A 25520-nucleotide genomic window follows, 5' to 3' on the forward strand; every position below is an offset into this window, starting at 1 on the left:
CACGCAGAGCTAGCTTGTGCTGAGTTTGTCGAAGCAAAGTACAAAAATCAATTTCAATTTGAAAAAAATCATTACTTTTAAACAAATTTTATAGATGCAATTTTCAGAAAGAAGAAATACGATTCGTTGGATTATAATCATCACCTCATTTGTGATTGTTTCTCTTATTTTGTGGAACACTTATTCTTTTTTCCAAATTTTTAAGCAAGAAGAGCGTGTAAAAATGCAACATTGGGCGTTATCTCAAAAAAAAATTAATACAGATGATTTAAATGCCGATTTAGAATTGCCACTTCAAATTATTCAAACGGCTAATATTCCAATTATTGTAACTCAAAACGATTCGATAATAAATCATTTGAACATTGAACCCGAAATATCAAAAGATAAAAAAAAATTGAATGATGTTCTTGAACGACTCAAAAATCAAAATGAACCAATAACTATGAAAATATCCGATGGTATTACTCATAATTTATACTATGGAGATTCATCATTACTTAACAAATTAAAATACTATCCTGTTGCATTATTGTTAATCATTTTCTTGTTTGGAGCTGTTGTTTACAACTTTTACAAAAGCACTAAAATGGCAACCCAAAATAAACTTTGGGCAGGAATGGCAAAAGAAACAGCGCACCAAATAGGAACTCCATTATCATCATTAATTGGTTGGCTCGAAATCATGAAAGCTGATAATGTTGACGAAACTACGGTTTCAGAAATTGAAAAAGACATTAATAGATTGCAAACTATTACTGAAAGATTTTCTAAAATTGGTTCCGAACCGGTATTGGAAACTAAAGATATTGTTGAAGAAACTAGAAATTCATTTGACTATTTAAAATCACGTTTTTCAAAACAAGTTGAGTTTAGTTTTGCTGCACCAAAAAATCCTTTAATGGCTTCTATAAATCCTGCTTTACATAGTTGGACCATAGAAAATTTGATGAAAAATGCTATCGACGCCATGAAAGGTCGCGGAAAGTTGAAAATTATGATTGAAAAAGATGGTCAAAATATAAAAATAAACGTCATTGACTCGGGAAAAGGAATTCCAAAAAACCAATACAGACGTGTTTTTGAACCTGGTTTTACTACCAAAAAAAGAGGTTGGGGTTTAGGTCTATCGCTAACAAAAAGAATCGTTGAAGAATATCATAACGGCAAAATAAAAGTAGCCAATTCTGAGATTGATAAAGGAACTACAATGCAAATTATTTATAAAATCGTAAAATAATTACCTCAGATTTGTAAACATTAATTTTCTACCAATTTTATTTTTGCCTAAATAATCTTCAACAAACTTGTAGTGTTCTTCAGCTATTTTTACATTTTGTGAAACTTCCATCAATAATTTATTTAAACCTGATTGATTTTCTTTACCCATAGAACCTAAATTATTAATTTCCATTTTACATTTTTTTAGTTTCTCATAAGGAATTTTAATCATATCACTTATAATGTCATCTGAAAAAACGGGTTTGAATTTTTTATTTCTGTACAATATAAAATCATTCATTGCACTAATTGCTTCATTATATTCTGTTACAATGTTATTGAACTTTTCAACGTTTCTATTTTGCCTTAAAACGGTAAACTCTTCTTTTTTGTGCAAAAAATAATCATTAATCAAACCTGGTAAAATGACAATTTTCTCGATTCTTTTTGATGTTTCAAAAGCTTTTTCTTCGGTAGATAATTTTTCATAAATAGCCATTTCTTTTTCAAAATCATAATTAGAAATCCATCGTTCATTAGAAACTTTACCGCTATAAAATTCGCCATTTGTTATTGGATTACTCAAAAACTGCCATAAATAATCAAAAGGCATGTGAGATTGAATCATTTTTGAAGGTAACACTTTAAAGTAATTATTATTTAATTTTTTATAAAACTTTTCATTGTGAACATAACCTGAACCCCAAGTTGGGTCAAATAAAAACCATTTTCCATCAATTCTAGAAGCATTCCAAGCATGAGAAGTTGAAGCTATAACTCCATTTTGTTTTGTATATCCATGAATTATAAAGGTTTTTAACCCAATTTTATTTGCAATTTCATTAAAAACTTCAGCATAATGAATACAAACTCCTGTTTTGTTTTTTAATGCATTTGCAATTTTCTCTTCTGATGAATACACAAAATTTGGTTCGTTCATATTAACTACATCATAACTAATATTTGATGCTGTCCAATAGAAAACGGCTCTAACTTTTTCTGATTCAGATTTGAAATTAGACGTAATATAATTCGCAATTTCAGTTGTAGAAATTGTTTTTTCTAATGGAATTTCATCCATTTTTTTATCAATAGCTAAAAAAGGATTTGCTTGCTGTGCTAAAGAAATTTGACACAAAAACAACAACAATATTTGAGATAAAAACTTCATAATCAAGGAAATTAAAAAAAACCTGTTAGTTAAAAACGTAACAGGTTAATTATTTAGTATGAAAATTTATTTTATAAATTATTTTGAATAGCTCTGGCTAAATCTTCAAATTCTTCTTTATTCAAAGTAACTTTGTTTTGAAAACGCATTTCGTACATTTCATTCAACGGAATTAAATGAACATGAGCATGCGGAACTTCAAGCCCAATGACTGCCATTCCAATTCTTTTACAAGGAACTGTTTTTTCTAAAGCAACAGCAATTTTCTTTGAAAAAGCCATCAACCCAAGATACAAATCATCTTCAATATCAAAAATTTTATTGATTTCCTGTTTAGGGATGCACAAAGTATGTCCTTTTGCATTAGGATTTACATCTAAAAAAGCTAAGAAATTATCATCTTCGGCAATTTTATAACAAGGAATTTCTCCGTTTATTATTTTGGTAAAAATTGAACTCATAATAACAATTGTTAAATTAAAACACTTCGAACTCCCGAAGTTTCGTGACAGTGTGACAACCTAGTTACTTAATCGCGTGAAATTTCTAGAATTTCAAATTTTAAAGTTCCATTTGGAACCGTAATTTCAGCAATTTCACCAACAGATTTACCAAGCAAACCTTTACCAATTGGAGAAGTTACTGAGATTTTTCCAGTTTTCAAATCGGCTTCACTTTCTGCAACTAAAGTATAATTTAGTTCCATTCCGTTAGACTGATTTTTGATTTTTACTTTTGATAGAACCAAAACTTTAGACAAATCAAGGTTGCTTTCGTCAATTAATCTCGCATTTGAATATACTTCTTCTAATTTAGCAATACGCATTTCTAGCATTCCTTGCGCTTCTTTTGCTGCGTCATATTCTGCATTTTCAGACAAATCGCCTTTATCTCTTGCTTCTGCAATTGCTTGTGAAGCTTTTGGTCTTTCTATACTTTTTAAATGATCTAATTCTTCTTTTAATTTTTTTAGCCCTTCTGCTGTGTAATACGATACTGTGCTCATAATTCCTTTTCTTTATTCTTAACTTCTACGTTTCTTAAAAGTTGTTATTTTTTTCATAAATTCTAATAAAAAATCTTTTCTATCGTTGTTATAAAATAGAAAAAATCCCATCGGAACGGGATTTCTTTTTCCAAAGATATATTTTTTGATTATTAAATCGCTAATTTTGCTTAATAATGTTATACAAAGTTAGTCAAATATATTTTGATTAGATGAATATATTAATAAATTTTTATGAGAAAGCTTCTTTTTTTACTCGTTTTTACTTTGATTGTTAGTTGTGATGATAGTGGTTTCAATAACCGAAATCCTTATTTACCAAACTATAATTTTTCCTTTGACATAAATACCAACTTGCCTGCTTACAGCAACTTACAATTTGCCAGCAACTACATTAAAATTTATCCTTCAAATGGACCTTCAAGCGGTGTAATTGTTTTTAACACAGGAAGTGCTTATAATGCTTTTGATGGTGGTTGCCCAAATCAAGATTTAAGTTCTTGTTCTATACTTACATTAAGCGGAATTAATGCTACTTGTCCATGTGATGATGCATCCTACAGTTTATTTACAGGTCAAGCCGCAGGAAAAAAATATCCGTTAAAACAATATCGAGTTGAAATTAACGGACAAAATATTAGAGTTTATAATTAAATGAAAAAGCCAAGTTTTTAAAAAATTAACTTGGCTTTTTTGTTTAGAAATTCAAATTCATCCCAATTAAAAAATTAATTCCTGCCTGTGGATAATAATAAGGATAAACATCATACATGTATCCGTTAGAAATATATTTTTTATCTAAAATGTTGTTTACTAATCCATTAAAAACTATTGATTTAAATACAGATTTTGGATTTATTTCGTAAGAAACGTTTAAATCATTAACAAAGTAATCGTTTAGTTTTGCTTCCTTCGATTCAATATTATTCATGTATTGTTCGCCTACAAATTTTGACAAAAGCGAAATAGTAAACTCTTTTAAAGGCTTGTAAACAAGGATATTTCCTGCAACAAAACTTGGAGAATAAGCAATTTGTTTGTTGCCAACATTTGTTCCAAGAACATTCAAATCAACATTTTTGTTTGCGCTTAGGGTAACGTTTGGACGAAGAAAAACTTTTTTAGAAAGTGCAACAGTAGCATCAATCTCTAATCCTAATCGGTAACTTTTTTCACTATTAGAACGAATTGGATTTCCAACATCATCAAGATTTCCGGTTAAAATCAATTGATTTTTGTATGCCATGTAGTAAATATTTGAATTGAATTTTACCTTTTCATTTTCAAATCTCCATCCTAATTCGTAGTCAGTTAACTGTTCTGATTTTGTATTTCCACTTTCATAATCAGTTCTGTTTGGTTCACGATTTGCAACCGCAACTGAAAAATAAAGTGTACTATTTTTTACAAAATCATAATTCAAACCAGCTTTTGGATTGAAAAAATTGAACGTATCATTCACTAAATTAGGTTGAACTCCATTAGCTTCATAATTCACATTTCGATATTGTAAATCGCCAAAAAGTGAAATTTTATTTGAAACTTGATAATTTGCTTTTGCAAAAAAAGTAGCATCCGTTTTATTTGCATAATCATCATAATATCTATCGCCAAGTTCACTTGTGGATGCAAATCGTGCCCAAATTACTTTTCCAAAATGATCACCTTGATATTTGTTCCAACTTCCACCAAAAATGAAATCTAGTTTATCTTTTTTATAGTTTGCAGAAAATGTTGTCCCAAAAAAATCATTATCCAACCATTTTTGACGAATTAAATCGGTTGATGTTTCGGTTGCAACAGGAGTTAAATTATAATCAGAAAAATCAGCATCTTCTTTATAATTTTCATAATATCCTTTTCCTTTTGTGTAATGAATTGCAAAATTTGTATTCCAATTAGTAGCAATTTTTTCATTCCAATGCAATTGATAATGGTCTTGTTGATAATTATCTGTTTCATTATCATAGAAACGTGTAACTCCAAATTCATCCGTGAAAATTCCTGCCGAGTTGAACGTTCTATCATCGTTTAAAGTAACTGCATCAATTCCGTTCCATGATTGATATGTTTTTTCAGTTCCACCAAATGCTAATGCTTTGATTAAGGTTGTTTTTCCAACAAATGTTCCTTGAAGGAAATACGATTTTAAATCGGAAGAAGCTCGGTCAATATAACCATCTGATTTTAAATTAGACAATCTTCCTGCTAGTTCAAATCCTTGTGCTGCATTCATTTCAGTATTCATCAATCCTGAACTAAATTTCACCGTATGTTTTCTTGAATTAAAACTCCCAAAAGCATTAGAAATTTCGCCTGAACTTTCTTTTGAATAAGAATCGGTCAGCATGTTTAAACTTGCACCAAAAGCTCCAGAACCGTTAGTTGATGTTCCAACACCACGTTGTAATTGAAGACTTTCTACAGACGAAGCAAAATCGGGCATGTTTACCCAAAAAGTTCCGTGGCTTTCAGAATCATTGTATGGAATTCCATTGATGGTAACGTTTACTCGAGTTGCATCACTGCCTCGAACACGAATTCCGGTGTAACCAAAACCATTTCCAGCATCGGAAGTGGTAACAACTGAAGGTAAAAAATTCATTAAAATAGGAATGTCTTGACCTAAGTTTCTTGTTGCAATTTCTTTTTTGTCTAAATTACTGAAGGTAACCGGTGTTTTTTTATTGACACGAACTGCCGAAATTAAAACCTCATCAATTTGATGAACTTTAATTGTGTCTTTTTCCTGACTGTAAGATAGAGAAGAAAATAGAAAAAATAATATAGAGAAAAGACTTACTGACGTTGCAAGTTTAACCCTAGTCCACCTTAGTAAACACTTCGACAAGCTCAGTGTGACATAAAATAAAAATTGGCTTTGTGCTTTTTTGCCTTTGTGGCAAAATGTTTTGAATAAAATTTCCATTCGTAAAATAAATTATACGAATAAAAAGAGGTAATTATTCTTGGTTAAAAATAAAATGTTTGTTTCCTGTGACAAAGTTCAGCGTGCACTCTGTTTTGTCACTTTTCCCTAAACAGCATTACCTGTTCTAGGTTCATTGGGTATAATCTCAGCTCGTAATTTAGAGCACCCCTTTTGAGACAATGCAAAGATAGTTCAATAGCAATGACAATTCCAAAAATCAATGGCAAAAATAAAAAAATGGTTTTGTTTTAGTTTTCCCTAGACTGCGATTAGGATGACAGATTAACTTGAAATTGAATTTGATTTTTGAAATTGTAATTTACAACTCTGGTTTTTTACGATTCTGTTTTATTTCAGAATTTGAAGATTTGTCCTTTAATCTTTTTTCGATGACTGATTTAGGAATTCTTGTAGCTTTTCTCTCTTTTGGAATAACTAATGACTTTTCGATCATTTCAAGAAATCTTTTAGTTACAATTTCTTTGTTTTTAAGTTGGCTTCGGTCTTCATCACAATTTAAAATTAAAATTCCATCAAGTGTTAATTTGGATTTTAATTTCCTTTGAGATCTTTCTTTTTCTTCCTCTGAAAGTGATTGAGAATTGACTAAATCAAAAGATAAAACCACTTTAGACGAAACTTTATTTACATTTTGTCCTCCAGCACCAGAACTTCTAACTGCTTTGAAATTTAATTCGGAAATGATTTTTTCTTTATCCATATTCAGTAAGACTCCAATTTTTATTTGCCACGAAGTCACTAAGGCAAAAAATTAATTTACTTTTTAATTATATTTTTTGAAGTTGTACATTCACAAGTTTAGAATGACAATTGATTTTGCTATTGAAATTTTATTTTGACGATTGGTGTGCAGGTTTTAATAAATCATTTACGGTTTTTACAGGGTTGAAAGTTATTAATGGAACTTCAACAAATACTGTCATCCATTTTGCCATTGCTCCATTCCAAAGTCCAGGAAGTTCAAAAGCTTTGTATGGTTTTCCGTTTTTGTTTTTTTCTACAACAAAACCTGAATTGGCATCAATATATTTTGTTAAATCAAATTTTTGTCCGTTGTAATCTTTAATGCCACAAACCAAATCTACAGGATTAAAATGGGTACCACTTTCAAATATTTTTATCTGATTTTCATCTTTAGTATCAATTTGAGAAGACTCTATAATTTGCAAAAAAGTTTTACCTTTTTTATCGATTACCCAAAAAGGTCCACCACCAGGTTCGCCTTCATTTTTTACCATTCCGCAAACTCTAATTGGTCGGTTTAAAATGGTTAAGAGATGTTCTACTTTACTTTCTTTAGTATATTTTACAAAATCGGGTTTAATAGAAATATTTAGTTTTGATTTGATATAATCTACTACTTCGGCAATTTCATCATTAGAAATAGTTTCGGAATTCAATGTTTTCATGAATTTATAAATCACTTCTTGATATTGAATTAAAATTCCTGCCAAAGCTTTTTTATATAAAGCAATCGTATCAATATGATTTTGAATCACGTTATCTATATTCTTAATGAAAATAATATCGGCATTCAAATTATTTAAATTTTCAATCAAAGCTCCATGTCCACCAGGTCGAAAAAGAATTTCGTTATTTTCGTCTCTAAAAGGTTTTCCTTCGATATTTAAAGCAATAACATCGGTAGATTTATTTTGAAACGAATATTTGACATCAATCTTAACATTAGAACTGTTTTCCAACTTAGGTTTAACTTCATTAATAATGTCTTCAAAACAACTCTTGTGTTCCTCTGAAACCGTGAAATGTAAATTTGATTTATTTTTAGTTGATGCATAAAAAAGACATTCGTTCAAATGTTCTTCAATGGCAGTTGCGGTGTATGATTCATACTGATGAAAAGGTAAGATTCCTTTTGGTTTATTGGCAAAATCATAAAATGAAGGTGACAACATTGTTTTTATAAACCAATAATCACGGGTATCTTTTTCAAAAGAATTAAATTCGGGAATGGATTTTTTTGCAGTTTCTAATACCTGATTGTAAAAAGGAAACTTCTCTTTTGCAACAAGAAAAATGGGAAGATTTTTATCTTTTTTTCTATTGATATATGCATTTATAGTTTCTTCGCCGTGCTTAAATTCATTTAAAAACTCATTTAAAAATTTAAACATTCTACTGGCTGCACCTGATGCTGGAACAAATTTTTTAAGTTTTAGATTTTCCTTTTTCTGATCAAAATAATTTGAAAAATAAGTGGCTTCATCTTTTGTAATAGAAATAATTCCATCGTTTATTGTTGCAGTTCTATCAAGATTAATCTTTGGGATTCCATTTCTTAAGATAGCAAACTGAAATTCAACTGATTCTAAATTTATTTTTCTTTTATAAATTTCAACAAAATCAATTGAGTTAAAACCTAATTGCCTTGCTTTGACTAAATCATTGATGATTTTAGTCGCTTTTGCAAGGCGTTCTTCCTTATTTCCTGAAAGTTTTATGTAAGGCTTTTTGAAATCAATTAGAGATTTTTCAAACGTAGCAAAAGTAATTTCTCTATCATCTGGTTTATCTCTCAAATCATCTGCTTCCCATGCCACGTCAACATCTGTAAGAAAAATTAAATCATAATTATGTTCCTTAGCTGCTTTTTCAAGAATTGGATCGCAATTATTATAATAAATATCTGAAAATACTTTTGTTACTAGAGAATTAGTATCACAAAAGAGAAATTTATTTGCTTTTGAAAGTGCCTCATTTTCAAGTTTAGTTTGCCCAATTGCAATAGGAATCAAATCATCTTGCGAACAAATTTCTTGCTTTAAATCCCATTTATCTTGTAAATAATTGCGTGCAAACTCAGGAATCCAAATAGTATTGAATTCTTGTGCTAATTGACTTGCTAATGTAGTTTTTCCTGTAGATTCAGGACCAAACATTGCAATTTTAATTATTTGTGTATCTTGTTGTTTAAGATTTTCTTCCATTCGATTAGGGCTAAAATGGCTAAAATTGTGAAAATTAGATATTGCAAAGATAACATTCCTAAACCTCTATGGGCAAATAAAGGGACGGCTATCAAATCACCAATAATCCACAAGGTCCAATTCTCAATTTTTTTTAATGCCATGTACCACATAGCTGTAAAAAATATTCCTGATGTAAAAATATCAATATAATTAGGAATTTCAAGTTTATAATCGAAAAAAAGATATACTAAATAAGTAATTATCATTGTTAAAATGAATAATCCTATACCTATTAATTTCTCTTTTCTTGAAGTTCTAGTGATTTCTAATTCGGGTTGATTGGAGCTTGAAGTCCACTTATACCAACCATAAATACTCATTATTGAATAATAAAAATTCATGGTCATATCGCCAAAATATTTTGCTTGATACAACAAATAAACGGTTATTATTGTCGAGATTAATCCCGTAGGATAAACCCAAATATTTTCTTTTTTGGCAAAATAAACACTCAAAATTCCGAAAATAAATGCTAATAACTCCAATATAATTTGAAGTGTTGTGGCGTTTTTGTATTGTGATATCAGAAAATCTAACATAGCATATTGTTATACCTAACAAGTTTTGGAAACCTGTCAGGTTATATTAAAAAAATCAGTGTTATTTTCAAATGCGGTTCCGATTACAACTAAATCTGCTCCAGCTTTGTATGCGTTTTCGATTTCTTGTTTAGAACGAATTCCTCCGCCAACAATTAATGGAATACCTATATTTTGTGAAACTAATGTAATCATTTCTTTGGGAACGGATAATTTTGCTCCACTTCCAGCTTCGAGATAAATTAATTTATTTCCGATGAATTCGCCTGCTTGTGCGGTTTGCAATGCATATTCGATGTTAGTTCTATCTAATGGTTTAGTTTGACTTACTCTTTCAACAGCCGTTTCATTGCCACTTTCTATCAAAATATATCCAGTTGAAATGACTTCTAAATTGGTCTTTTTTATAATTGGAACAGCATTTACTTGGTGTTCAATTAAATAATCTGGATTTCTGCCTGATAATAAAGTTAAAAATAAAATTCCATCAGCTTTAGCAGAAATTTGAGATGGATTTCCTGGAAACAATAGAAATGGTAAATTGATTTTCGATTTTAGTTCGGTTATCAATTCATCTAAATGTGTTCCATTAAAGGAACTTCCACCAACAAAAATATGTGTTGCTGGTGATTGGTTTATTTTCTGAATCAAATTAGAAAGATTTTCTAAAGCCAACTTATCTGGATCGAGAAGAATGGCAAGAAGTTTTTCACCTTTGGTTTTTGAATTTAATATTTGTTGGTATATTGACATTTTTTTGAACGCAGATGACGCGGATTTAACTGATATTCGCCGATTTTTAATTATTAATTGATTGAAAGGCGCAAACAAATATATAATCTTCTACGGAATCAAATTGAATTTGGAACTTTTCTCCCGAAACTTCGGGATTATCATTTAATTTTAATGTTGCGGTTGCTTTTTTATCATCAAAAGAAAAATCGTCTTCAAAAATATGGTTTGGAAAACTGATTCCTTTTTCATTTTTGATTTTGAAAATACTTTCTTTAATTCCCCAAACGACGGTTGCTTTCTTAATTTTTTCTTCTTCGGATAAATTTTCTAAATGCGAAACGTTCATAAATCTTGGAGCAATTCGGAGTGTTTTTTCTTTCAGTTGTTCTAAATCTAAACCCACTTTTGAATCACTAATTGCTATAGCAGAAAAATCATTTGAATGAGAAATCGATACTTCAACATCTTTAATACTGCAACCTTGAGGTTTCAAATGCGGTTTTCCAAATTCGTCATAAAACAAATCAAAATCTGAATAATCATTGTGTTGCAACAACATTCGAACGGCCAAAAATCCTTTTTGATGACTTTCAGATTTCATAGTTTCCAATCGTGCTAAAGAGGAATCTTTCAATTTTACTTGACTGAAAAGCGTGTCAAAATCTTCTGTTATCTTCCAAAGATACAGTTTGGTGTTGTTAGACAAATAGACTACTTTATGTAATGGCATTTAGTATTTTGTTGTTTTTCAAAAGATTAAACATTTAAACATTTCACAAATTTTAAAATAAATTATTAAAATCAAAACCTATGTTGTAATTTTGCACCAAATTTTAAAAATACAAATATACATAATAGATGAGTACACAAACATTACCATTTGTAGCTTACAAAGTTAAGGACATTAACCTTGCAGCTTGGGGAAGAAAAGAAATTGAATTGGCTGAAGCTGAAATGCCAGGATTAATGGCTTTGAGAGCTGAATATGGAGCAACTCAACCTTTAAAAGGTGCAAGAATTGCAGGATGTCTTCACATGACTATTCAAACTGCTGTTTTAATTGAAACTTTAATTGCTCTTGGTGCAGAAGTTACTTGGTCATCTTGTAACATTTTCTCAACTCAAGATCAAGCTGCTGCTGCGATTGCTGCTGCTGGAATTCAAGTTTATGCTTGGAAAGGTCTTGACGAAGAGTCTTTTGACTGGTGTATTGAGCAAACTTTATTCTTTGGTGAAGATAGAAAACCATTGAATATGATTCTTGATGATGGTGGCGATTTAACTAACATGGTTTTTGACCGTTACCCAGAATTAATTCCTGGAATTAAAGGTTTATCAGAAGAAACTACAACTGGTGTTCACCGTTTGTATGAAAGAATGAAAAACGGAACTTTATTCATGCCAGCAATTAATGTAAATGATTCGGTTACTAAATCGAAATTTGATAACAAATACGGTTGTAAAGAATCGGCTGTTGATGCTGTAAGAAGAGCAACAGATATTATGTTAGCAGGAAAAAGAGTTGTTGTTTGTGGATATGGTGACGTTGGAAAAGGAACTGCGGCCTCTTTCCGTGGTGCTGGTTCTATTGTTACAGTAACTGAAATTGATCCAATTTGTGCTTTACAAGCTGCAATGGACGGATTTGAAGTTAAAAAATTAAACACTGTTATTGCTAATGCTGATATCGTTATCACAACAACTGGAAATAAAGATATCGTTCTTGGTGAGCACTTTGAGCAAATGAAAGACAAAACTATCGTTTGTAACATTGGTCACTTCGATAACGAAATTGATATGGCTTGGTTAAACAAAAACCACGGTGCGTCTAAAGTTGAAATCAAACCACAAGTTGATAAATATACTATCAACGGAAAAGATATTCTTATCTTAGCTGAAGGTCGTTTAGTGAACTTAGGTTGTGCTACTGGTCACCCAAGTTTTGTAATGAGTAATTCATTCACAAACCAAACGTTAGCTCAAATTGAATTATGGACTAACAGCGCAGCATACAAAAATGAAGTTTATATGTTACCTAAACATTTAGATGAAAAAGTTGCTGCTTTACACTTAGCTAAATTAGGAGTTGAATTAGAAACGTTACGTCAAGACCAAGCAGAATATATTGGTGTTGAAGTTACTGGACCATTCAAACCAGAGTATTACAGATACTAGTCAAAGTACGAAGTACGAAATAAAAAGTACGAAGTTTTAAAATATAAAACCCCGATTTCAATTGAAGTCGGGGTTTTTTGTCTAGGATAAAATCAGACAAAATAAAAGTTTTATTAAAATAATTTCTTTTATATTTAAGTTTTACTTAAATTTGTTTCAAATTAAATATTAACTAATGTCAAAAACAAACCATTTTAAAATTAACAACAAAAGAATTCTAGAATATTTAAAATCTTTGGAATCTGTTCTTGATGAAGTAAAATCTGAAAACATCAATGACAGACTTACTTCAGATATTTTTAAAAGAAGTATAGGAAATCCTTCAAACTTTTTAAACAAAGTCAATGATGATTTTTCAATTCTTGGAAGTCAGACATATATGAATCAAGATTTCTTCAATTTACAATCTTCTTACAATAAAAAACTTGAAGATTTGGACTTTGATGAACTTTTAGCTAAACTTTCTACTTATAGTTGTTGTCAAATTGAGTTTAGAAAGATTTTATCCTTAATCAACAAAAAAAGGTTTGCTTTATGGCTTGAAAAAATTATTCGAAAACTTAAAAAAATGCTTAAGTTATTGAATAATAATAGTAAAATAAAAATCCAAAACAAAAGAGATATTTTTAGAAAAATTTATTGTTTCTTTTTTAAAAATTTAGACGATACTCACGCTACAATTATATTTAATTAGAATTGTTGAGGCAGAGAGCTTCAACAGAAATTAAATATAATTACAAAATGGAAAAAATATTAAAAAAAATAGATGAAGCCGTTGCTTCGGATAAAACATCAGAAGAAAATAAAAAATTATTATTAGAGATAAAAGAAGAGTTATTAAATGCTAAATCAGAAAACAAATCTGAATTAGAAATTTTAAAAATTATCACTTTACTAATAAAAATTATCACAGATTTCTTCTAGTAAAAATTAAAACAAATGAAAATAGGAGAAGTAATTAATTCAATAATTAAGAAAAAAGGAATTACTCAAACAGAACTTGCTAAAAAAATTGGTAAAAGTACAACAGCTTTATCACAAATAATTAATGGTGTTTACGACCCAAATCCTGAAACATTGGATAAAATTTGTGAAGCATTAGAAGTTCCTAAAGCAATTGTTTATTTCTTAACAATATCTGAAAAAGATGTTCCCGAAGATAAAGTTGAGTTATATAAAATGCTTGCTCCTTCAATAAAAGATTTTTTAGTAAAAGTTTTTGGAACTGAACAACAAGAACTAATAAACTAAAACAAAACCCCGATTTCAAATTGAAGTCGGGGTTTTTGTTTTTGTAGAAACTTACTTTATTTTTAATATCGTTCTATTAGGATATAAAATTTCACTTGAATCACTTTTACTACTTGAAAAATAGATTTTCTTTTTTGAATTATTATAAAATAATGTTTCAAATCGTGATACCAATGGATTTGGACCAATAAATGAAGTTGTTCCAGATTTTATAACAATAGAATAAGAAAGACTATCGATTGTATTAATTTTTCTTTTGTAGATAAAATTATTGGATTCTGTTCTTCTTAAATTAAAAATTCTAACATCGTTTTTTGAGATTTTATTTTCACTGTAACGTAATGAATCAAAGTTGATTTTTACTTTAGATTTTACAAATACTTCAACATCATTATTTGTATTGTTTTCAACAAACAAAATATAAGGTGTATCACAAGAAATACAACAAATAAATATCAAAATCGAAAAAATGTTAAAAAAAAGTCTCATTAATTTATAAATAAGCTAGGAAGTTCATTTTATAACGTCTCTTTCAACCATTTATAAAACTCACTTTGCCACACTTGAGCATTTTGAGGTTTTAGTACCCAATGGTTTTCGTCTGGAAATAATAAAAATCTACTTTTAATTCCGCGTAATTGAGCTGCTTGGAATGCTTCTTGTCCTTGTCCTATTGGAACACGGTAGTCTTTTCCTCCTTGGATGATTAAAATTGGTGTGTTCCATTTGTCAACCATATTGATTGGGTTGAATTTAGAATACGTTTTTTGTGCTACAGCGTTGTCTTTTTCCCAATATGCGCCACCATGATCCCAATTGTTGAAGAATACTTCTTCGGTTGTGCCGTACATACTTTCTAAATTGAAAACACCACAATGTGAAATAAATGTTTTAAATCGGTTGTTGTGAATTCCTGCTAAGTAAAAAACTGAATAACCACCATAACTTGCTCCAACGGCACCAAGTCTTGCTTTATCAACATAACTTTCTTTAGCCACATCATCAATTGCAGAAAGGTAATCGTCCATAACTTGTCCACCCCAATCTTTAGATATTTGTTCGTTCCATTCTTGTCCGTGACCGTACATTCCACGACGGTTTGGAGCAACAACAACATAACCTTGTGAAGCCATCAAAGAAAAATTCCAACGGAAAGAATAACTTTGTGTCAATGGCGATTGTGGTCCACCTTGGCAATACAAAAGTGTTGGGTATTTTTTAGTTTTATCAAAATTTGGAGGCAAAATTACCCAAACCAACATTTTCTTTCCGTCAGTTGTGGTAACGTATCTTCTTTCGTATTTTGGTAAAGCTAGTTTGCTGTAAGTTTCATCATTGATTTTAGTCAATTGTAACCATGTTTTTTTCTTAAAATTATAGGAATAAACCTCAGCAGCATGATTCATATCGGTTCTTGTAACGATAATATTGTCTTTTGTAAAACCAACAATATCTGACACATCAAAATCGCCATTTGTAATTTGTCTTACTGTGATAGCAATTCTAGTCAATCCAGGGAAATTTACTTCAAATAATTGTTTAGTTCCATCAACAGCAGCTGTAAAATATACTTTTTTACCATCTTCGCTCCACATAAATCCGTCAACACTTCCATCCCAATTAGCAGTAAGATTCATGTCCATTCCTTTAAAACGAACTATAATGTCATTTTTATCAGCTTCATATCCGTCGCGTTTCATTTGCAACCAAGTTAGATTTCCTGTTGGAGAAAACTGCGGATTAGTATCATAACCTAAATTACTTTCTGTTAGATTTTTAGTTTCTTTAGTTTCTAAATTATACTCATATAAATCGGTGTTGGTAGAAACAGCATATTCTGTTCCAAATTTTTTCTTGCAAACATAAATAATGCTCTCACATTTTGGAGACCAAATGTAGTCTTCGTCTCCACCAAAAGGTTTTTGTGGTGAATCATAAGGTTCATTTGGCATGATGTCAACTGGTGGAGCAAGTCTCACATTATCGGCAGGAATTCCACCATAGAAAACGTGATTTACTGTTCCGTCGTTCCATGTATCCCAATGACGATAATCCAATACGTTATAAACTTGAGCATTAGATTTATCAAGGTTTGGATAAATATCTTTACCTAAAACTTTGTTTACTTTCACTTCTTGAGAAGACAAAATGTATTTCCCATCAGGAGAAATGTTTTTGTCTGCAACTAAATCTTTGGTATCTTTTACTTCGGTTGCATTGCCGCCATTTATTGGAATGGTATAAAATTTAGAATTCGATTTATTTTCTTCCACTGAAGGTGTTGCCACTTTATAAACAATTGATTTTTTATCTTTAGAGATTCCTAAAACTGTAACTCTTCCCAATTTCCAAAGTAATTCTGGAGATAAAACTTGTTGCGCTGATGCTGCTATACTCATTGTACTAACGATTATAAAAAATATTTTCTTCATTTTGATGAATGATTTTAATGATTCGTTAAAAGTAATAAAAAAAGCCGTCACGATAAACGCAACGGCTTTTAAAATTAACTTACTAAAAATTATTGTTTAATAAAACGTTTTGACGTTGAACCATTTTCATTTGAAACTTCGATTAAATAAGCTCCAACTGATAAATTAGCAACATTAATACTTTCATTTTCAATTTTTCCTCTTCCTAATTCTTGTCCCATCATGTTGAAAATTCTATAATTAGAATCTGCCTCAAGATTAGAAATGTTTAAAACATCTCCTTTTACTGGATTTGGATATAAGCTAAAAGAAATTTGGTTATTAGAAACATCTTCTCTAGCTGTTGAAGTAATATTTACCGTATAATCTTCTACTTGACCATAAGTAAATGAACCGCAAGAAGATGTTGGAGTTGCGTTATAGGTCATCTTAACTCTCATTCTAGTTGAACCAAGTGTTGCAGTAGCAGGAACAGTAAATGATCCTGAAACTGGAGTTACAGTGGTTGCAGCTCTTGTGTAAACTGTTTCACCAGCATCGGTAAACACACCATTTTGATTATAATCAATGTAAACTGCATAACCTTCAGCATAAACTGTTGCTGTCCAAGTTGGAGTAATTGTAATAGTGTTTGCAGTTCCTCTGACTAAATTTGTAGATAAAGCCGTAAAGTTTTCATATCCAGCTGTTCCAGTTGAAGGATTATTTATTGTTCCTAACTGAACTCTACCAATTCTTTCGTCAGCTGTATTTGTTGCAGATGAAGTACAATAAGTAACTGTAGCAACCGCAGTTGTAGTTACAGAAACAGTATTACTATTTGCAGAAATATTTCCTGCAGCATCTTTTGCTCTTACATTAAAAGTATATGTTGTAGAAGCTGTTAAACCTGTAACTGCAAATGTAGTAGCTGTTGTAGTAGAACCTATTACAACTCCATTTCTCAATACGTCATAACCAGTTACAGCAACGTTATCTGTAGCGCCAGTCCATGATAAATTTGTAGTAGTTTGCGTTGTTCCAGAAGCTGATAATGTTGGTGCTGTTGGAGCTGTTGTATCAGCAACTGGAGCTAAAGTAGTCACAGAAACTGAATTGCTAGCAACTGAGACATTTCCTGCTGCATCTTTTGCTCTAACTGTAAATGAGTAAGTAGTTGAAGCTGTTAAACCAGTAACTGCAAAAGTTGTAGAAGCAGTTGAACCTAATAAAGTTGTTCCTCTATAAACATCATAACCAGTTACAGCAACATTATCAGTAGCACCAGACCAAGATAAGTTTGTGCTTGTTTGAGTTGTTCCAGAAGCAGTCAATGTTGGAGCTGTTGGAGCAACTGTGTCTACTACACCTGAAGTTATCGTAAAGTTAGTATTTGAAACATCAAAGAAAATATGATTTGTTCCTTTCACCATAATTCTATTAGTTGTTCCAGGTGTATTTGGAATAGTTACCGCTTGTGTTCCATCATTTGGAGTTGCAGCTAATAATGTTGACCAAGTTGATCCTCCATTTGTCGAAATTAAAATATCAACATTAGCGCAATTTACTCCGTTTGCAGTTGTTCCTGCTACAGCCCAAGTAACTGTTTGAGAGCTTCCTCCTACATATGAAACTGCTGTATTTGGTGAACTTACAGAAAATGGTCCTGCTGTACCATTAACTGTAACAATCATGTCATCAGAATTATTTGCAGAACCACCAGCTCTATTATCACGAACTGTTAATCTAAAATTCATTGTTCGTGCAACTGATGGTAAAGCTTCAACTGTAATTTCAGTTCCTGCCGTTGTTGTTGCACCCGCTAAAACTCTTGTTAAGTTAGGAAAATATCTCACTGGTGAAGTTGAAGAATTGTAAGATCTAAAAGTTGGACCTGTAGTTCTAGTTGCGCTTGCTGCAGAGCTTGCTCCAGTTGCAGTAGAAGCAGCATTATCAAATTGTTCCCAGTTGTAAGTTAGCACATCTCCATTAGCATCTGTTCCTGAACCTGTAAGCATAAATGGAGTACTTTTTGGAATTGTATAATCCAAACCAGCTAAAGCAGTAGGAACTGAATTTCCAGTAGCAGTATTCGTTTGACATGTTTTAGCTTTTACATTATTAGTTACTTGTTGAATGCTAATTGCATGAAAATAAGCATCAGAGTTTGGCTGAACATCTTGACTCGTGATACCTGCATAACCCATAATTGTTGATCCAGAACCTGGTTCCATATTAGCACCTGTTCCTTCATTATTCATTGAAAAAGTATGATTTGCTCCAAATTGATGACCAAATTCATGTGCTACATAGTCAATATCAAAGGTATCACCAGATGGAATTCCATTGTTTGGAGAAGTGTAAGCACTTCCTTTTGAACCATTAACACAAACACAACCAATACAACCAGCATTTCCTCCACCGCCAGAAGCACCAAATAAGTGACCAACATCATAATTAGCCTCACCAATAACAGAAGTTAAAGTCGATTGTAACTGAGAATTCCAGTTAGATAAACTTGCTGCTGGAGAATATGGATCTGTAGCGGCATCAGTATAAATTACATTATCATTAGTCGCTACTAAAACCATTCTGATTGCAAAATCTTTCTCAAAAACTCCATTAACACGAGTCATTGAATTATTCATTGCGGCAAGAGCAAGAGCTTTAGTTCCACCAAAATAAGCCGTATACTCACCAGTTACTGACAAAGCTAAACGGAATGTTCTCAAAGTAGAATCATCTGCATTAGGACGTAAAGCAGATGGATCAATTTCATTTTTAACCTCATCAATTACACTACATTCAAATGGAGTGAAGGCCGCTTTCTTTTCTGATTTTTTATAAACAGTGTAAGTAGTTAAATCTTGAGAAATTGGTTCAATAAACTCTGTTGATTTATCTGCACTTAAAACCATAGATTTGAATCCTAATGGCGATGTACTAAAATAAGCAGTTGAAGTTGGATTATCAATTCCAATCCCGATGTACGATTTAATTTCTGGAAATCTAGCTGCTAAAGCTGGATCCATATTTGAATTTTCATACACACTAAAACGTTCCATTTGTCCATCACTATTTGGTAATGATAAAACAACAGACGATGACCTTACGTTTGCACTTCTTCGAGGCGCATCTGAAAGATTTTCCAATAATGCCTGAGCATTTAAATCAAAAAGATTCTTTTGTGGTAGTTGCATTCTGCTTTCTAGAGCAACATAATCACTTTTTGAAGAAGCTTTCCAATACGGAACTTTTTGTTGGGCAAAAGCGAAACTCGTCATCGCAAATAATGCCACTGGAAGTAACTTTAACTTCATAATATTTAGTTTTTTAGTTAAAAAATAGGATATCAAAATTATCAAGAATTTTGTCTAATTTTCATGTTTTTATAAAAGTTATTAACAAATCGATGAAATGCACGTTGTAAATTTATAAAATTCACAACTATTCTTACAATTTATAAAATTTTCCAAATTCAAATAAAATTTCTTAAAAAATAATTATTTTTAACAAAAAATATATTTTGATGCACTTAAGCTATTGGGAAATAAAAAATTGGTTTTCAAATGTTGATTTTACAATTGTAGGTAGTGGAATTGTAGGTTTACATTGCGCATTAAATCTACGGGAACGATTTCCTAAAAGTAAAATTTTGATTCTTGAAAAAGGAATACTTCCTCAAGGCGCGAGTACAAAAAATGCAGGATTTGCTTGTTTTGGAAGTTTATCAGAAATTATTGACGACTTAAAATCGCATTCAGAAGAAGAAGTCATTCAATTGATTCAAAAACGATGGAATGGATTGCAACTTTTAAGAAAACGACTTGGTGATGAAACCATAGATTTTAAACCACATGGAGGTTATGAACTCTTTTTAAAAGAAGACGAAAACACCTATAATGAATGTTTACAAAAATTACCGTTTATAAATGATTTCCTAAAACCACTTTTTAAATCAGATGTTTTTTCTAAAGAATTTGATCGATTCAATTTTCAAAATATACATGAATATTCTATTTTCAATCCTTATGAAGGTCAGATTGATACCGGAAACATGATGCAAGCCCTTTTGAAAGAAGCTATTTCAAAAGATATTTTAATTTTAAATCAAGTAGAAGTTACTTCGCACATTGAAAAAAATAACTCTGTGGAAATTATTGTAAACAATTATTCATTTGAAACAAAAAAATTACTTTTCGCCACGAATGGATTTGCATCTCAACTGACAAATAATGCGGTAAAACCTGCAAGAGCTCAAGTTTTAATTACAGAACCGATTCCTAATTTAGACATCAGAGGCACATTTCATTTAGATAAAGGATATTATTATTTTAGAAATTTTGAAGACAGAATTCTGCTTGGTGGTGGAAGGAATTTAGATTTTGACGGAGAAACTACTACCGATTTATCACAAACAGAAAAAATTCAAAATAGATTGGAAGATTTATTAAAAAATGTAATTTTACCAAATCAAGAATTTCAAATCGCACATCGCTGGAGTGGAATTATGGGAATTGGTTCACACAAAAATCCTATTGTATCACAACTATCTGAAAATGTATATTGTGGTGTAAGATTAGGTGGAATGGGTGTAGCAATAGGAAGTTTAATAGGACAGGAATTAGCAGAATTAGTATAAATGGCAACAACAAAAAGTACTTCAAAAAACACAAATAGAACTTTTTTTCAAAAATTGAAACGATTCATTTGGAAATCCATGTTGTGGTTTTTTGGATTATCAATTTTATCTGTTGTAGTTTTTAAGTGGGTTCCAATTCCGTTTACACCTTTGATGGTAATTCGAGTAATCGAAAATAAAATGGATGGAAAAGAAGCTGTTTTTAGTCATGATTGGGAATCATTAGAAAATATTTCACCCAATTTACAAAAAGCAGTTATCGCAAGCGAGGATGGTAATTTTTTAAAACATAGTGGCTTTGATTTTGAAGCGATGCAAAAAGCATTCAAAAACAACAATAAAGGAAAAAAACTAAAAGGTGGAAGTACCATTTCACAACAAACAGCAAAAAATGTATTTCTTTGGCAAGGAAGAAGTTACATTAGAAAGGGTTTGGAAGCTTATTTTACTGTATTAATAGAATTAATCTGGGGCAAAGAGCGTATTATGGAAGTTTATCTTAATTCAATTGAAATGGGTGATGGAGTTTATGGTGCTCAGGCTGCTTCAAAACATTGGTACAGCAAAGACGCTTCAAATTTATCTTCAAGAGAAGCAGCAGGAATTGCAGCCATACTACCAAGTCCGAGAAAATTTAAAGCGTCTAACTCTAGTTCGTACATCAACAGACGTAAAGATAAAATCACGCGTGTAATGCGTCACATAGGAAAATTAGAATACTAATTTTATTGAAATAATGATTTATATTGTGGCCAATGCTTGTATATCATCATGCCATTGAGAACTGCAATTAATAAAGCGCCACCTATTCCGTTTACATCTAAAAATAAGTGAAATAATAGAATATTTATTGAAATTGGAGCTAATAAAGTCAATGCAAAAGCAACCCATTTTTTTAAAAGAAGTAAAGCTCCAATTATTATTTCTAAAAAACCAACCGTTTTTAAAACATAACCTGTTGCTCCTAGCGATGTCATGAAACTTGCTGCTTTCTCTGGAAGTTCTGGCAATGGTATAAACCCAAAAAACTTATTGGCACCAAATAAAACAAGCAATAGACCTAATAGTATTCTAACAATTTTTGTAAACATTGAATTCATAAATATTTATTTTATTGATTAGTAATATGGTAAAAATATAATTAATTTTTTATTTTATTTATATTTTAAACCTTAATTTTTTGAACAATTCTATATTTACACTATTTCTAGTCTATTCATTGTAACTTTTTTACAAAACAATTATCTAATAGTAATAATCTTAAAACAATTAAATTATGCAAGCTCATGAAATAGATTACCAAATATTTGGAGAAGAAATGCAATATGTTGAAATAGAACTTGATCCGCAAGAAATTGTCGTTGCAGAAGCAGGAAGTTTCATGATGATGGACAATGGAATCAAGATGGAAACCATTTTTGGTGATGGCTCAGGTCAAGATCAAGGTGGTGTTTTTGGAAAATTACTATCTGCTGGAAAAAGAGTTCTAACTGGAGAAAGTCTTTTCATGACCGCTTATTTAAATCAGAACAATACTAAAAGTAAAGTTTGCTTTGCTTCGCCTTATCCTGGAAAAATTATTCCAATTGATTTACGACAATTTCAAGGAAAATTTATTTGTCAAAAAGATGCTTTCTTGTGTGCCGCAAAAGGTGTTGCTGTTGGAATTGAATTTTCTAAAAAATTGGGTCGAGGACTTTTTGGCGGAGAAGGTTTTATTATGCAAAAAGTAGAAGGCGATGGAATGGCATTTGTACATTCAGGTGGAACTTTAGCAAAAAGAGAATTAGCAGCAGGAGAAGTTTTAAAAGTTGATACCGGTTGTATTGTAGGATTTACAAAAGATGTTGACTATGATATTGAATTTATTGGAGGAATAAAGAACACGATTTTTGGTGGTGAAGGAATGTTTTACGCAACACTTCGTGGACCAGGAACCGTTTTTGTTCAATCATTACCTTTTAGCCGACTTGCCGATAGAATTATTGCCTCAGCACCTCAAAGTGGAGGAAGCTCTCGTGATGAAGGAAGTTTACTTGGTGGAATTGGCAGATTATTAGACGGCGATAATCGATTTTAAATAAATAAACCTGACAGATTACAGTAATCTGTCAGGTTTTTAAATTTATATACTAAAGTTAATTCCTAAAACAATATTTCTACCAATATTAGGAATTCCATCTGCTTTTAATCTTGATAAATGTGAAATATAATTTTTGTTTAATAAATTATTTGCATTCAAATTAATATCAAAAGCAGTTTTCCCAAAAGTAACTTTTCCACCAAAACCAAAGTTTAACAAAGCATAATCATTTGATTTTGTCTCAAATTCACTTGGATTATTTTGATTAAAAGTATATTCAAGATTTAAAACTGCATAGCTTTCTTTTAAATATTTTACCGATTTAAATTCGGTTTTAAAAGAAGAATTCCATCGATTTGCTGGAATTAATGGCAAATTATCTCTCCCGAAACTTTGGGATGATTTTTTACCTGTAACACTTTCAAAACTACTTGTAATATGTAACCAATCTAATGGATGTGGATGAAAATGAATTCCGGCTTCACCGCCAAATAAACTTGCATTTGCTTGAAGATAATCATAGACATTATTTTCATCAATTATGTTTCCATTTGGTGAAATGAAAATATAATTATTAATATGATTATAAAATCCGTTAACGAACAATTCAAAGTGCGGATTTCTATATTCTAAATTCAAATCGGCTTGAAAATTTTGTTCGTTTTTTAAATTAGAATTTCCAATTTCATAACGATTGCTTCCTTCATGAACACCGTTGGAAGTCAATTCTGCTAAATTTGGAGCTCTAAATCCAGATGCTAAATTGAATCGTAAAACGATATTTTCTTTCAAATTTGTTTTAAAACCTATTGATGAATTAAAGCTTTCGAATTTTTTATTTAACGCTTCAAAGTATCCTTCCTCGCCTTCTACTCCATTCATTTCAGAATTAATTTTTCTGTTATCAAATCGAATTCCTGCTTGAATTACATTTTTATTCCATTCATAATTTACTGTACCAAAAACACCAAAATCATCTGTTGTTGCATTTGGAATTAAAAATTCTTCACCCAAATTTTCATTGGTTTGGTTCATACCTTGAATACCAACAATAGATTCAATTTTTCCAATTTTAGGTAAATGATATTTCACATTATAATTGAAAGTTTTTAATTTCATTTGTAAAATTGCAACAGAACTGTCTTCAAATTCACTTCTATTATTGTTAATATATCCTAGATCAGCTTCAATTTTAGAATTCTTTAAAAACACAACATTATTCAAACTCAAAACATGATTTACAACACCTTGTTTTGGAAACTCAGGATGCTTAGACGTTGATTGTTCAGAGATTCCTTCTTCTGGAACTCCTAAATCTAATTCATTATAATTGTATCTAAAAACAGTAGAAAAAACAGCATTAGAATATCCCAAGCCTGTTTTAAAATCTAACTCTTCATATCTTGTATTGGTTACTCGATTTCCATCAGAAACTTTATAATCAGCATGTTTATTGTTACTTACTCTCGCTGAAAATTTCAAATCTTCACCCGATAATTTATATCCTAATGAAGAATTTGTTCCTTGAGTATTTGTAAAATATTTGGTATTAAAATTCAATTCGGAAGTACTAGATTTTGCAAACTTTTCAGGATTGAAATATAAAACACCACCAAGCGCATCAGAACCATAAAGCAGTGATGCTGGACCTTTTATAACTTCAACACTTTCAATGCCTGAATCATTTAAACCCAAACCATGTTCTTCACCAAATTGCTGATTTTCCATTCGAACGCCTTGAGAATACACCAAAACACGATTACCACTTAACCCACGAATTACTGGTTTACCGATAGATGTTCCTGTGGAAACTTGAGAAACTCCTGGAATTGTTGCTAATCCTTCAATCAATGTAGAAACTCCTTTTTGTTGTAGTGATTTTACCGATTGATGTTCTACTTTCATCACATTTTGAGATTGCAATTTATTGAAAGCTGTAGAAACAATTACTTCGTCAATTTGATGGATTTCTTCTTCTAAAACTATGTTCAAAATAGTTTGCTTATCTTTTATAAAAACCTTTTTAGTTTGAGATTCATATCCTATATATTTAAAGATAATATTGAAATTTCCATTAGGTAAATTGTTTAAAATATAATTTCCATTAGCATCAGAAACGGTTTCTTTGTGAACTTCAGGAATTGACACAATAACTCCTGTTAATGTTTGGCTTTGATTATTTGAAATAGTACCAATAATCTTGTTTTGCGCTGATGCAAATATAGAAAGCCCTAAAAATAAGGCAAGTAAAAAATTTTTCATGTAAAAATGAATTTATTGTTATAAATTAAAAACATCCGTTCCATTGATTTGGACAGATAAAAATTCAACCGAAACTGAAAA

Annotated in this window: 23 protein-coding genes and 1 riboswitch; of the genes, 9 read left to right on the plus strand and 14 right to left on the minus strand. The window is 30.7% G+C overall.

Annotated features, from left to right (window positions below; translation table 11 throughout):
* Positions 1–94: 94 nt before the first annotated feature.
* Positions 95–1240, plus strand: a complete 1146-nt coding sequence (locus Q0049_RS03695; protein WP_298116689.1) for a HAMP domain-containing sensor histidine kinase — start codon at positions 95–97, stop codon at positions 1238–1240.
* Here the strand turns inward: Q0049_RS03695 and Q0049_RS03700 are convergent, their stop codons facing one another.
* From Q0049_RS03700 to greA, 3 genes are all read right to left on the minus strand, one after another.
* On the minus strand, positions 1241–2392 hold the full coding sequence (locus tag Q0049_RS03700) for a transglutaminase domain-containing protein (RefSeq protein WP_298116691.1): 1152 nt from the start codon (positions 2390–2392) through the stop codon (positions 1241–1243).
* Between the two features lie 71 nt (positions 2393–2463).
* Complete coding sequence (locus tag Q0049_RS03705) at positions 2464–2853, minus strand: HIT family protein (protein ID WP_298116693.1); 390 nt, start codon at positions 2851–2853, stop codon at positions 2464–2466.
* 68 nt (positions 2854–2921) lie between these two features.
* Positions 2922–3398 (minus strand): transcription elongation factor GreA, encoded by a 477-nt coding sequence (gene greA, locus Q0049_RS03710; protein ID WP_298116695.1) that lies wholly within the window; start codon positions 3396–3398, stop codon positions 2922–2924.
* 234 nt (positions 3399–3632) lie between these two features.
* On the opposite strand from greA, the gene Q0049_RS03715 reads away from it, so the two are divergent.
* Complete coding sequence (locus Q0049_RS03715) at positions 3633–4052, plus strand: hypothetical protein (RefSeq protein WP_298116697.1); 420 nt, start codon at positions 3633–3635, stop codon at positions 4050–4052.
* Between the two features lie 43 nt (positions 4053–4095).
* Here Q0049_RS03715 and Q0049_RS03720 read toward each other — a convergent pair whose 3' ends face one another.
* The 6 genes from Q0049_RS03720 to Q0049_RS03745 all read right to left on the minus strand — a co-directional run bounded on the left by Q0049_RS03720 (position 4096) and on the right by Q0049_RS03745 (position 11345).
* Entirely contained in the window at positions 4096–6327 is a 2232-nt protein-coding gene (locus tag Q0049_RS03720) for a TonB-dependent receptor (protein ID WP_298116699.1), read from the minus strand.
* Positions 6328–6413: 86 nt separating this feature from the next.
* Positions 6414–6510: riboswitch (TPP riboswitch) on the minus strand.
* 139 nt (positions 6511–6649) lie between these two features.
* Positions 6650–7051 carry an alternative ribosome rescue aminoacyl-tRNA hydrolase ArfB gene (gene arfB / locus Q0049_RS03725; RefSeq protein WP_298116701.1) on the minus strand — a complete coding sequence of 134 codons (402 nt, stop codon included), beginning with the start codon at positions 7049–7051 and terminating at the stop codon, positions 6650–6652.
* A 130-nt stretch (positions 7052–7181) separates the two neighbouring features.
* On the minus strand, positions 7182–9299 hold the full coding sequence (locus tag Q0049_RS03730; RefSeq protein WP_298116703.1) for a DUF4301 family protein: 2118 nt from the start codon (positions 9297–9299) through the stop codon (positions 7182–7184).
* Positions 9263–9880 carry a nicotinamide riboside transporter PnuC gene (gene pnuC / locus Q0049_RS03735; protein ID WP_298116705.1) on the minus strand — a complete coding sequence of 206 codons (618 nt, stop codon included), beginning with the start codon at positions 9878–9880 and terminating at the stop codon, positions 9263–9265. The genes Q0049_RS03730 and pnuC overlap by 37 nt, the downstream gene beginning before the upstream one ends.
* 36 nt (positions 9881–9916) lie before the next feature.
* Positions 9917–10633 (minus strand): geranylgeranylglyceryl/heptaprenylglyceryl phosphate synthase, encoded by a 717-nt coding sequence (locus Q0049_RS03740; protein ID WP_298116707.1) that lies wholly within the window; start codon positions 10631–10633, stop codon positions 9917–9919.
* 46 nt (positions 10634–10679) lie between these two features.
* Entirely contained in the window at positions 10680–11345 is a 666-nt protein-coding gene (locus Q0049_RS03745; RefSeq protein ID WP_298116709.1) for a 4'-phosphopantetheinyl transferase superfamily protein, read from the minus strand.
* Positions 11346–11473: 128 nt separating this feature from the next.
* Here Q0049_RS03745 and ahcY point away from each other — a divergent pair, with 128 nt between their 5' ends.
* The 4 genes from ahcY to Q0049_RS03765 all read left to right on the plus strand — a co-directional run bounded on the left by ahcY (position 11474) and on the right by Q0049_RS03765 (position 14041).
* Positions 11474–12790: an adenosylhomocysteinase gene (gene ahcY, locus Q0049_RS03750; protein WP_298116711.1), complete on the plus strand. Its 1317-nt coding sequence runs from the start codon at positions 11474–11476 to the stop codon at positions 12788–12790.
* 175 nt (positions 12791–12965) lie between these two features.
* A complete protein-coding gene (locus Q0049_RS03755) occupies positions 12966–13484 on the plus strand; it encodes a hypothetical protein (protein ID WP_298116713.1) in 519 nt (172 codons plus the stop codon).
* Between the two features lie 47 nt (positions 13485–13531).
* Positions 13532–13714, plus strand: a complete 183-nt coding sequence (locus tag Q0049_RS03760) for a hypothetical protein (RefSeq protein WP_298116715.1) — start codon at positions 13532–13534, stop codon at positions 13712–13714.
* A 15-nt stretch (positions 13715–13729) separates the two neighbouring features.
* Positions 13730–14041 carry a helix-turn-helix transcriptional regulator gene (locus Q0049_RS03765; RefSeq protein ID WP_298116717.1) on the plus strand — a complete coding sequence of 104 codons (312 nt, stop codon included), beginning with the start codon at positions 13730–13732 and terminating at the stop codon, positions 14039–14041.
* 51 nt (positions 14042–14092) lie between these two features.
* Here Q0049_RS03765 and Q0049_RS03770 read toward each other — a convergent pair whose 3' ends face one another.
* The 3 genes from Q0049_RS03770 to Q0049_RS03780 all read right to left on the minus strand — a co-directional run bounded on the left by Q0049_RS03770 (position 14093) and on the right by Q0049_RS03780 (position 19772).
* Positions 14093–14500 (minus strand): hypothetical protein, encoded by a 408-nt coding sequence (locus Q0049_RS03770; RefSeq protein ID WP_298116719.1) that lies wholly within the window; start codon positions 14498–14500, stop codon positions 14093–14095.
* A gap of 59 nt (positions 14501–14559) precedes the next feature.
* Positions 14560–16473 carry a S9 family peptidase gene (locus Q0049_RS03775; RefSeq protein WP_298116721.1) on the minus strand — a complete coding sequence of 638 codons (1914 nt, stop codon included), beginning with the start codon at positions 16471–16473 and terminating at the stop codon, positions 14560–14562.
* An 89-nt stretch (positions 16474–16562) separates the two neighbouring features.
* On the minus strand, positions 16563–19772 hold the full coding sequence (locus Q0049_RS03780) for a reprolysin-like metallopeptidase (RefSeq protein WP_298116723.1): 3210 nt from the start codon (positions 19770–19772) through the stop codon (positions 16563–16565).
* Positions 19773–19981: 209 nt separating this feature from the next.
* On the opposite strand from Q0049_RS03780, the gene Q0049_RS03785 reads away from it, so the two are divergent.
* Both Q0049_RS03785 and mtgA read left to right on the plus strand, forming a co-directional pair.
* Complete coding sequence (locus Q0049_RS03785; RefSeq protein ID WP_298116725.1) at positions 19982–21094, plus strand: FAD-binding oxidoreductase; 1113 nt, start codon at positions 19982–19984, stop codon at positions 21092–21094.
* Entirely contained in the window at positions 21095–21817 is a 723-nt protein-coding gene (gene mtgA / locus Q0049_RS03790) for a monofunctional biosynthetic peptidoglycan transglycosylase (protein WP_298116727.1), read from the plus strand.
* A 2-nt stretch (positions 21818–21819) separates the two neighbouring features.
* Here the strand turns inward: mtgA and Q0049_RS03795 are convergent, their stop codons facing one another.
* Positions 21820–22194: a DoxX protein gene (locus Q0049_RS03795; RefSeq protein ID WP_298116729.1), complete on the minus strand. Its 375-nt coding sequence runs from the start codon at positions 22192–22194 to the stop codon at positions 21820–21822.
* A gap of 176 nt (positions 22195–22370) precedes the next feature.
* On the opposite strand from Q0049_RS03795, the gene Q0049_RS03800 reads away from it, so the two are divergent.
* Positions 22371–23174 (plus strand): TIGR00266 family protein, encoded by an 804-nt coding sequence (locus Q0049_RS03800; RefSeq protein ID WP_298116732.1) that lies wholly within the window; start codon positions 22371–22373, stop codon positions 23172–23174.
* Between the two features lie 45 nt (positions 23175–23219).
* On the opposite strand, the gene Q0049_RS03805 is transcribed toward Q0049_RS03800, so the two are convergent.
* On the minus strand, positions 23220–25439 hold the full coding sequence (locus Q0049_RS03805; RefSeq protein ID WP_298116734.1) for a TonB-dependent receptor: 2220 nt from the start codon (positions 25437–25439) through the stop codon (positions 23220–23222).
* Positions 25440–25520 lie beyond the last annotated feature (81 nt).

Origin of the sequence: Flavobacterium sp. (genome assembly GCF_027484205.1) — a bacterium.
In the GTDB taxonomy this organism is placed as follows: domain Bacteria; phylum Bacteroidota; class Bacteroidia; order Flavobacteriales; family Flavobacteriaceae; genus Flavobacterium.

Bases quoted from the DNA above. Each gene is read 5' to 3' on its own strand.
- pnuC (WP_298116705.1), bottom strand. From the start codon at position 9,880: ATGTTAGATTTTCTGATATCACAATACAAAAACGCCACAACACTTCAA.
- arfB (WP_298116701.1), bottom strand. From the start codon at position 7,051: ATGGATAAAGAAAAAATCATTTCCGAATTAAATTTCAAAGCAGTTAGA.
- Q0049_RS03800 (WP_298116732.1), top strand. From the start codon at position 22,371: ATGCAAGCTCATGAAATAGATTACCAAATATTTGGAGAAGAAATGCAA.
- Q0049_RS03765 (WP_298116717.1), top strand. From the start codon at position 13,730: ATGAAAATAGGAGAAGTAATTAATTCAATAATTAAGAAAAAAGGAATT.
- ahcY (WP_298116711.1), top strand. From the start codon at position 11,474: ATGAGTACACAAACATTACCATTTGTAGCTTACAAAGTTAAGGACATT.
- greA (WP_298116695.1), bottom strand. From the start codon at position 3,398: ATGAGCACAGTATCGTATTACACAGCAGAAGGGCTAAAAAAATTAAAA.
- Q0049_RS03730 (WP_298116703.1), bottom strand. From the start codon at position 9,299: ATGGAAGAAAATCTTAAACAACAAGATACACAAATAATTAAAATTGCA.
- Q0049_RS03705 (WP_298116693.1), bottom strand. From the start codon at position 2,853: ATGAGTTCAATTTTTACCAAAATAATAAACGGAGAAATTCCTTGTTAT.
- Q0049_RS03785 (WP_298116725.1), top strand. From the start codon at position 19,982: ATGCACTTAAGCTATTGGGAAATAAAAAATTGGTTTTCAAATGTTGAT.
- Q0049_RS03700 (WP_298116691.1), bottom strand. From the start codon at position 2,392: ATGAAGTTTTTATCTCAAATATTGTTGTTGTTTTTGTGTCAAATTTCT.
- Q0049_RS03775 (WP_298116721.1), bottom strand. From the start codon at position 16,473: ATGAAGAAAATATTTTTTATAATCGTTAGTACAATGAGTATAGCAGCA.
- Q0049_RS03795 (WP_298116729.1), bottom strand. From the start codon at position 22,194: ATGAATTCAATGTTTACAAAAATTGTTAGAATACTATTAGGTCTATTG.
- Q0049_RS03780 (WP_298116723.1), bottom strand. From the start codon at position 19,772: ATGAAGTTAAAGTTACTTCCAGTGGCATTATTTGCGATGACGAGTTTC.
- Q0049_RS03695 (WP_298116689.1), top strand. From the start codon at position 95: ATGCAATTTTCAGAAAGAAGAAATACGATTCGTTGGATTATAATCATC.
- Q0049_RS03745 (WP_298116709.1), bottom strand. From the start codon at position 11,345: ATGCCATTACATAAAGTAGTCTATTTGTCTAACAACACCAAACTGTAT.
- Q0049_RS03715 (WP_298116697.1), top strand. From the start codon at position 3,633: ATGAGAAAGCTTCTTTTTTTACTCGTTTTTACTTTGATTGTTAGTTGT.
- Q0049_RS03805 (WP_298116734.1), bottom strand. From the start codon at position 25,439: ATGAAAAATTTTTTACTTGCCTTATTTTTAGGGCTTTCTATATTTGCA.
- Q0049_RS03760 (WP_298116715.1), top strand. From the start codon at position 13,532: ATGGAAAAAATATTAAAAAAAATAGATGAAGCCGTTGCTTCGGATAAA.
- Q0049_RS03755 (WP_298116713.1), top strand. From the start codon at position 12,966: ATGTCAAAAACAAACCATTTTAAAATTAACAACAAAAGAATTCTAGAA.
- Q0049_RS03740 (WP_298116707.1), bottom strand. From the start codon at position 10,633: ATGTCAATATACCAACAAATATTAAATTCAAAAACCAAAGGTGAAAAA.
- Q0049_RS03720 (WP_298116699.1), bottom strand. From the start codon at position 6,327: ATGGAAATTTTATTCAAAACATTTTGCCACAAAGGCAAAAAAGCACAA.
- mtgA (WP_298116727.1), top strand. From the start codon at position 21,095: ATGGCAACAACAAAAAGTACTTCAAAAAACACAAATAGAACTTTTTTT.